Source organism: Nocardia cyriacigeorgica NBRC 100375 (assembly GCF_000308555.1).
GTDB classification, from domain to species: Bacteria; Actinomycetota; Actinomycetes; order Mycobacteriales; family Mycobacteriaceae; genus Nocardia; species Nocardia cyriacigeorgica.
The window spans coordinates 21,699-30,321 of sequence record NZ_BAFY01000254.1 but is presented as its reverse complement, the minus strand read 5'-3'; the positions used below and the strand labels follow the sequence as shown (position 1 = coordinate 30,321).

The 8,623-nt window shown below is 65.3% G+C and carries 8 protein-coding genes; 5 read left to right on the top strand and 3 right to left on the bottom strand.

Translation table 11 applies throughout. From position 1 onward, the window contains the following. The 3 genes from RJ05_RS25555 to RJ05_RS25545 form a co-directional block, all read right to left on the bottom strand. Positions 1-642: nitronate monooxygenase (locus tag RJ05_RS25555; protein ID WP_036541628.1), on the bottom strand; the 642-nt coding region annotated here is incomplete at its 3' end. Positions 643-849: 207 nt separating this feature from the next. Continuing rightward, positions 850-1,503, bottom strand: coding sequence for a class I SAM-dependent DNA methyltransferase (locus RJ05_RS25550; RefSeq protein ID WP_036541626.1), 654 nt, complete (start codon positions 1,501-1,503; stop codon positions 850-852). A gap of 17 nt (positions 1,504-1,520) precedes the next feature. Beyond that, positions 1,521-2,912: a glycosyltransferase family 87 protein gene (locus RJ05_RS25545; protein ID WP_085996288.1), complete on the bottom strand. Its 1,392-nt coding sequence runs from the start codon at positions 2,910-2,912 to the stop codon at positions 1,521-1,523. 139 nt (positions 2,913-3,051) lie between these two features. On the opposite strand from RJ05_RS25545, the gene rpsF reads away from it, so the two are divergent. The 5 genes from rpsF (at position 3,052) to RJ05_RS25520 (ending at position 8,577) form a co-directional block, all read left to right on the top strand. Further along, positions 3,052-3,339: a 30S ribosomal protein S6 gene (gene rpsF, locus RJ05_RS25540; RefSeq protein WP_036541623.1), complete on the top strand. Its 288-nt coding sequence runs from the start codon at positions 3,052-3,054 to the stop codon at positions 3,337-3,339. A gap of 105 nt (positions 3,340-3,444) precedes the next feature. Continuing rightward, positions 3,445-4,005 (top strand): single-stranded DNA-binding protein, encoded by a 561-nt coding sequence (locus tag RJ05_RS25535; protein ID WP_036541621.1) that lies wholly within the window; start codon positions 3,445-3,447, stop codon positions 4,003-4,005. A gap of 56 nt (positions 4,006-4,061) precedes the next feature. After that, positions 4,062-4,313, top strand: a complete 252-nt coding sequence (gene rpsR / locus RJ05_RS25530) for a 30S ribosomal protein S18 (protein WP_036541619.1) — start codon at positions 4,062-4,064, stop codon at positions 4,311-4,313. A gap of 17 nt (positions 4,314-4,330) precedes the next feature. Further along, positions 4,331-4,789, top strand: a complete 459-nt coding sequence (rplI, locus tag RJ05_RS25525) for a 50S ribosomal protein L9 (protein ID WP_014353660.1) — start codon at positions 4,331-4,333, stop codon at positions 4,787-4,789. Between the two features lie 692 nt (positions 4,790-5,481). Further along, a complete protein-coding gene (locus RJ05_RS25520) occupies positions 5,482-8,577 on the top strand; it encodes a replicative DNA helicase (protein ID WP_036541616.1) in 3,096 nt (1,031 codons plus the stop codon). Positions 8,578-8,623: the final 46 nt, after the last annotated feature.

The window sequence follows — 8,623 nt, the reverse complement described above, 5'->3', positions numbered from 1 at the left end:
GATCACCTGCGGCCACAGCACCAGCGAGGACACCTCGCCGCAGTGCCCGCCGCCCTCGGTGCCCTGACAGACCGCGAAGTCCAGACCGGCGGCCTTGTGGTTGAGCGCATGCTTGACCGAACCGCACAGCGCGCCGATCAACCGGCCCGACTCCTGGATCTTGCTCACCACATCCGGCGGCGGGGTGCCCAGTGCGTTGGCCACCAGCTTGGCCTTCGGATGCCGCAGGATCACCTCGATCTGTGGTGCCGCGGTGGTGGCGGTCCAGCCGAGCAGCTGCGGATGCACCTCGTCTTCCGGCAGTTCCGGCACGCCGTGATCGGCGAGCAGCTTGGCCGCGAAATCGCGGTGGCCCTGCGGAACGTGCTTGGCGAGTTCGGCTTCCAGCTCCTCGGGCGAGAGCCCGTCGATGCCCTTGCCCTCGTACTTCGACGGGATCACCAGGTCGACGCCGTATGGCTTGTCGCCGACGTGTTCGTCGAGCCAGCTGAGCTCGACCTCGAGCTGTTCGGCGGTGAAGCCCACCGCGCCGAGCACTCCGAGACCGCCGGCATTGCTGACCGCGGCCGCCACATCGCGGCAATGGGTGAAGGCGAAGATGGGGAACTCGATCCCCAGGCGGTCGCAGATTTCGGTACGCATGGCGGTTCTGGTCTCCCTATGCCCTGGAACGGGTTGCATAATGTTCGGCTCGCCGGACGTTGTCCGGTAAGCCTCCTGCCCGGCACTTCGTGTTCGAAAACGCCGCGTACCGCATTAATCGCCAGTGTGCGTACGCGGCGTCATCGTTCGGCGTCGGTGCCATGCATCGAATGTAACACGTTCTAGTTTTGCTAGGGAGGGGAAATTTCAGGCCGCCACGCCCGGGTCCTTTCTCACCAGCACACAGGCCTGATCGAACCGTTCATCCGGTTGCGGTGCGCGCACCATCCGGGTCACCGGCGCGAAACCCGCGGCCACCAGGAGTTCGAGCAGATGTTCCGGCGACCAGCGGTAGGCCGCGGCGACCTTGTGATCGAACGCGGTGATGGATGCGGGCGGGTCCGTCGCCTGGAAGGCCAGCAGCGCGTACCCACCATCGGTCAGCACCCGGTGGAAACCGGCGAGGACCTCGGGCACCCGCCGCGGTGGCAGGTGGATGATCGAGTACCAGGCGAGCAGCCCGGACAGCGAGCCGTCCGGAATCCCGAGCCGCTCCATGGTGCCGACCTCGAAGCGCAGACCGGGGTAGGACTGTTCGGCCAGCGCGATCATCTCCGGCGAGAGATCCGTACCGAACACATCGAGACCGAGTTCGCGCAGATGCGCCGTCAACCGGCCGGGCCCGCAGCCGATATCGGCCACCGGGCCGGACCCGTTCTCGCGCACCAGTTCCGCGAAAATGCCGAGCATGGCCCGCTCGAAGGGGTTGCGCTCGAGGTGGCCCGCGACGAGGTCGGCGTAGAGCCCGGCCACGCCGTCGTAGCCGGTGCGAGTCGTTGTGATGTCGCCAGGTTCGTTCATCGCACCATTGTCGGCCCTCAGCCGACGGGTACCAGTTCGCCGGAGTCGCGCCGCGGAGCCGGTGGGACGGTGGGTCTTTCGACGCGCGGGGCCGCTCGCACGAAGACGAAGAACAGCACGAGCAGCAGCCCGGCCCTGCCCCACACCCCGAATTGGACGATGGCCTCGGTCAGTTCCACCGAATTGCCGGTGCCGAGGGCATAGAAGTACCGGAACACGCCGACGCCGATGGCCGCGTCCGCCACCAGATAGGCGCCGACCAACGTCCACGGGACCCGCAGCAGTACCAGGAAAGGAATGATCCACAGCGTGTACTGCGGGGAATGCACCTTGTGGAACAACAGGAATCCACACAGCATCGCGCCGCTCACACCCACCCACGGGAACACACCCGTCGTGCTGAACCGCCGCCACCCCAGCCACATAGCCAGCACGAACGACAGCAGGATCAAGGCCGGCGAGGCACCCGAGACCACCTGCTGGAAATTCTCCTCGTCCACCGCGGCCGGCCCGAACAGCGGCCGCAGACCCCAGTACCAGATCGAATTGGTGGTGATGTCGGCCTGCCGCAACTGCTGGAAGGTGAACGAGGCCCGCCAGCCCTCGTACCCGGCCAGTGCGAACGGCAGATTGATCGCCACGACCGTCGCCAGCGCCGCCGCACCCGTCAGCAGCGCACCACGCACGTCGAAACGACGATCGCGCAGGCCCGTGCCCGCGGCATCGGCCCCACCCGTGAGCACATACGCCATCAACGGCAGGACGAATATCCCCGGATACAGCTTCAGGCAGAACCCGATCGCGAGCAGCACCGCCGCGAGCACCGCCCGCGTGCGCAGTGAACAGCGTGGCAGCATCGTCATGACGTAGACCGCCGCGACTGCCGTGCACACCACCGGCAGTTCCCAATTGTGGAATGCGTAGAGCACCAGGGGCGGCCCGGCAGCCCACAGCAGTGCGGGCCAGCCGGCCATCCGGCCCAGCAGCCAGGCGGTGAGCAGCGCGAACGGCGCCAGCAGCAACGCCGAATGCAGCAGGAACATCGCGTCGTTGTCGGCGCGCAGCGCACCGACCCACATCAGCAGCCCGCTGAGCACCGGATATTCGACCGCGCCACCGACCAGCGCACCGTCACCGGTGATGCCGCCGTGAATATAAGGAAAGACGTGCTGGTCGATATCGCGGCCGAGCCACAGGAACTGGATATCGGAATAACAGACCCGCGAATCCTTGAACAGATCGAACGCCACCGAACGCCCGTCCTGGCGGAACGGCGCCCCCGCGCACCGCGCCTTGTTCCAGAACGCGGCCAGCAGCGTCAGCCCGCACAGCAGCACCGCGACGGTTGCCGCCCCCACCCGTGGCAGGCGACCGGCGACCAGCTCGCCTGCTGCGGGTCCGTTCGGCATACCGATCAGCGTAGTGGCGGGGGGATCGATTTCGCCGGTCAATACCTGGTCAGGTAACCTTGCCGGGTTGCTGACGCGACGACCCTCCTGCCACGGACCGTCCGTGGCCGTTTCCTAGTCCACAGGAGGTGATTGGTCCGTGCGTCATTATGAAGTAATGGTCATCCTCGACCCGAGCCTGGACGAGCGCACCGTTGGTCCGAACCTGGAGAACATGCTCAGCGTGGTTCGCACCGATGGCGGCAAGGTCGACAAGGTCGACATCTGGGGCCGCCGCCGGCTCGCCTACGAGATCCGCAAGCAGGCCGAGGGCATCTACGCCGTGATCGACCTGACCGCCGAGCCCGCCACCGTGAGCGAGCTCGATCGCCAGCTGGGTCTCAACGAGTCGGTGCTGCGCACCAAGGTCCTGCGCCACGACAAGTAGTTCTTTCGGTCCTCGTTTGACCCGTGTTTGGTCGGTGCCTGTCTCTAGGCTCTAGCACGACAAGCGAGTGCACCCGGGAACTGCACACCGAGCAGGAGGAACCTCATGGCAGCAGGCGACACGGTCATCACCGTCATCGGAAATCTGACGGCCGACCCCGAGCTTCGATTCACGCCCGCGGGCGCCGCGGTGGCGAACTTCACCGTCGCCTCGACGCCCCGCGTGTTCGACCGTAATACCAATGAATGGAAAGACGGCGAAGCGCTGTTTCTGCGCTGCAACATCTGGCGCGAGGCCGCGGAGAATGTCGCCGAGAGCCTGACCAGGGGTTCTCGTGTGATCGTGAGCGGACGGCTCAAGCAGCGCTCCTACGAAACCCGTGAGGGTGAGAAGCGCACGGTCGTCGAGCTCGAGGTCGACGAGGTCGGTCCCTCGCTGCGTTACGCCACCGCCAAGGTCAACAAGACCAGCCGCGGCGGCGGGGGCGGCGGCGGATTCGGTTCCGGTGGCTCCGGTGGTTCCGGCGGCGGTGGTGGCAACTACCAGCAGGCCAACAGTGGTGGTGGGCGTTCCGGCGGCCAGGGTGCCGCCGACGACCCGTGGGGCAGCGCGCCCGCGGCAGGCTCCTTCGGGGGCGGCCGCATGGATGACGAACCGCCGTTCTGACAACGGCTCATATCGGCCCGCGATGACGGGCCACCAAGATTACGGAGTAGAAGACCATGCCTAAAGCGCCCGCGCGCGAAAAGGTGCTCAAGAAGAAGGCTTGCACTTTCTGCAAGGAGAGCAAGACCGGACTCGTCAACATCGACTACAAGGACACGGCGCTGCTGCGCAAGTACGTCAGCGATCGCGGCAAGATCCGTGCCCGCCGGGTCACCGGCAACTGCGTGCAGCACCAGCGCGACATCGCGGTTGCCGTCAAGAACTCGCGTGAGGTGGCGCTGCTGCCTTACGTGTCGACGGCTCGCTGAGCAAGGGAGGCACGCAAATGAAGCTCATTCTGACCGCTGATGTGGACAACCTCGGTGCCCCCGGTGACACTGTCGAGGTCAAGGACGGCTACGGGCGCAACTACCTGCTCCCGCGCGGCCTTGCCATCGTCGCCAGCCGTGGCGCGCAGAAGCAGGTCGAGGGCATTCGCCGGGCGCAGGATGCCCGTCGCGTGCGCGACCTGGACCACGCCAACGAGCTGAAGCAGGCCATCGAGGGCCTGGAGTCGGTCTCGCTGAGCGTGAAGACCGCGGGCACTGGCAAGCTGTTCGGTTCGGTCACCCAGGCCGACGTCGCCGCCGCGGTGAAGTCGGCCGGCGGCCCGGTGCTGGACAAGCGCAGCATCGACCTGCCGAAGTCGCACATCAAGTCGACCGGCAAGCACAAGATCTCGGTGCACCTGCACCCGGATGTGGTTGCCACGTTCGACCTGAACGTCGTCGCAGCCGAGAGCTGAGTTCACGGCCCAGCGCCGAATCACATCGAGTCGAAGGCCACGCCCGTGTTCCGCACGGGGGTGGCCTTCGACTGTGCACTGTTTGTTCAGCGGGCTATACCCGTGCTGATAGCCGGGGATTAGCTCTGTCTTCTGCTGGCTGCTCGGCAACCGAGGCGTGGGTTCGCGCTGTCCACAGCGCGAGAAGTTATCCCCAGATGTGCATGTTGTGGATCACTGGAGAAACCAACCGCTCGTAATGTGATTCACCTCATAGCTTGTCCATCGTCTGTTAACTCAACACGCCCGGCTGTTCAACTCCACCGACACGCCGAGACTTTATTTATCCACACATGCACAGCTGTGGAAATACGTACCTATCTGCGTGTTTGCGGTAGATGACCAGGGTTTTCCCCAAGTAGTGCACAGGAGGTGCACACCGTTGGGTAAACAGTCCACAAGTTATCCACAGATGTGTGCACAGGTGGGTTTGGTATGTGCATGCGCGGTCGCCTAGGTTCGTCGCATCGCCGTGCGCGAGCCCTCGAGCAGTCACGATCCGGTGGATGCCGGAGCGGTAACTGAACTCGTGACCGGGGGTGGGCAACGGTGCTGGTCCTGCCTGTCCGACACGCCGAATCTGTCGTACCCCGGGGGTAGAACCAGACGTCAATAGGGTGAGCCCTATCGGGTAGAGAGGACGGTCGAGTCAGGTGGCAGTCGTCGATGACCGTGGGCATACCGATTACCCGCCGGAACCGCCCGGCGAGGATTTCGGGCGCCAGCCACCGCACGATATGGCGGCCGAACAGTCCGTACTCGGCGGCATGCTGCTCAGCAAGGACGCCATCGCCGACGTCGTCGAGGCCCTGCGCCCCGGCGATTTCTACCGACCCGCGCATCAGGCGATCTACGACACCATCCTCGACCTGTACGGCCGCGGCGAACCCGCCGACCCCGTCACCGTCGCCGCGGGCCTGGATCGCCGCGGCGAACTCAAACGCATCGGCGGCGCCCCCTACCTGGTCACCCTCACCCAGACCGTCCCCACCGCCGCCAACGCCGGCTACTACGCCGAGATCGTCGCCGAGAAGGCCATCCTGCGCCGCCTCGTCGAAGCCGGCACCCGCATCGTCCAGTACGGCTACGCCGGCGCCGACGGCCAGGACATCGCCGAGGTCGTCGACCGCGCCCAGGCCGAGGTCTACGAGGTCACCGAACGCCGCACCACCGAAGACTTCCTCCCCCTCGAGGAACTCCTCCAGCCGACGATGGACGAAATCGACTCCATCGCCAGCCGCGGCGGCATCTCCCTCGGCGTCCCCACCGGCTTCACCGAACTCGACGAGATCACCAACGGCCTCCACCCCGGCCAGATGATCATCGTCGCCGCCAGGCCCGGCGTGGGTAAAGCGCTGGCCCTGGACACGCCGCTGCCGACGCCGCGTGGCTGGACCACGATGGGTGAGATCGAGGTCGGGGACGAGCTGCTCGGACCTGATGGCCGATCGACTCGTGTTGTCGCCACAACCGAAGTCATGACGGACCGGCCCTGCTACGAGGTCGAGTTCTCCGACGGCACAGTTCTCGTCGCCGACGAGGAGCACCAGTGGACGACGCTGGCTCCCACGCTGGCGCCGCACCCGGTGGTCCGCACGACCGGCGAGATCGCCCACAGCCTGCGCACCCCGCGCGACCACTTCGCCCATTCGGTCCCACGCACCGCGCGCTCGGAAGCCCGGCAGATCGTCGACGTGCGCAAGATCGACCCGCTGCCCGTGCGCTGCGTCGAGGTCGACAACCCCGCCCACATGTACCTGGCGGGCCGGTCGATGGTCCCTACGCACAATTCGACCCTCGGCATGGACTTCATGCGCAGCTGCTCGATCAAGCACGGCCTGGCCAGCGTCATCTTCTCGCTGGAGATGAGCCGGACCGAAATTGTCATGCGCCTGCTCTCGGCCGAGGCGAAGATCAAGCTCGGCGACATGCGGTCCGGGCGGATGAGTGATGACGACTGGACGAAGCTGGCGCGGCGGATGAGTGAGATCAGTGAGGCGCCGCTGTTCGTGGACGATTCGCCGAACCTGACGATGATGGAGATCCGGGCCAAGGCGCGCCGGTTGAAGCAGCGTCACGATCTGAAGCTCGTCGTGGTCGACTACCTGCAGCTGATGACTTCCGGCAAGAAGGTCGAATCCCGCCAGCAGGAAGTCTCCGACTTCTCCCGAAACCTGAAGCTCCTCGCCAAGGAACTCGAAGTCCCGGTGGTCGCCATCAGTCAGCTGAACCGCGGCCCCGAACAGCGAACCGACAAGCGCCCCATGGTCTCCGACCTGCGCGAATCGGGATGCCTACCGGCCTCGACGCGCATTCTGCGCGCGGATACCGGCGGCGAGACCACGCTGGGCGAATTGCTCGCGACAGGTGAACAGCCGCTGGTCTGGTCCCTCGATGAACGAATGCGGATGGTCGCGCGGCCGATGGTGAAGGTGTTCCCCAGCGGACGCAAGGAAGTCTTCAGGCTGCGTCTAGCGTCCGGGCGGGAGGTCGAAGCGACTGGAAACCATCCGTTCCTCACCGTTGACGGCTGGATCGCGTTGGACAAGCTCTCGGTCGGTGACCGCCTGGCTACCCCCCGGGTGGTCCCTGAACCCGTGCACACCACCCGCATGGCCGAGTCCGAAGTGATTCTGCTCGCGCACATGATCGGCGACGGCTCGTGCGTGAAGCGACAGCCCATCCGCTACGCGAGCGTTGACGAGGAGAACCTCGCCGCTGTCACGTCTGCGGCACAACACTTCGGCGTGACTGCTGTGCGTGACGAGTACGCGGCTGCCCGAGTGACGACGCTCCGTCTGCCTGCGCCGTATCGCCTCACTCACGGTAAACGGAACCCGATTGCCGCGTGGCTCGATGAGCTCGGCCTTTTCGGTCTGCGCAGTTACGAGAAGTTCGTTCCGCAGCCGGTCTTCGCGTTGCCGAACGATCAGGTCGCGCTATTCCTACGTCACCTGTGGGCGACCGACGGTTCGGTCCGTTGGGATGCGAAGGGCCGCCAAGCCAGGATCTACTACGCGTCCACCAGCCGCAGGTTGGTCGATGATGTCGCACAGTTGCTGCTGCGGCTGGGCGTGCACGCGCGAATCAAGAAAGTCACCAAGGGTGATTACCGCCCGTGCTGGCACCTGACTATCGACGGGGTCGAGAATCAGAATGTCTTCCTTCGCGATATCGGAGCTCATGGCGCACGCGGCCGGTCAGCAGAAGCGGCCCGCCTGGAGTTGGAGGCGATATCGCCGAACGTCAATGCCGACACGGTGCCCAAGGAAGTGTGGACCCGAGTCCGCGAACTTCTGGCGACGAAGCAGATGACGCATCGGGAATTCTCCGCCGCTATGGGTTCCCGCTTCTGCGGTTCGACCATGTGGAAGCACTCACCGAGCCGCTCCCGGCTCGCGCGAGTCGCAACCGTCCTCGACGACGCCGACATCGAGATGCTGGCCACCAACGACGTCTTCTGGGACCGCATTGTCGAGATCACCAGCCTCGGCGAGCAAGACGTTTTCGACGGAACGGTGCCTGGAACCGAAAATTTTGTGGCAAATGGCATAAGTCTTCATAATTCTCTCGAGCAAGATGCGGATATGGTTATCCTGCTGCACCGCCCTGACGCGTTCGAGCGCGACGACCCGCGTGGCGGCGAGGCGGATCTGATTCTCGGAAAGCACCGAAACGGTCCGACGGCCACGATCACGGTGGCGCACCAACTGCATCTGAGCCGGTTCGTGGATATGGCGCGAGGCTGAATCAGCCGCTATCACATGTACGAGGACAGTCACGCGATCGTGGAAG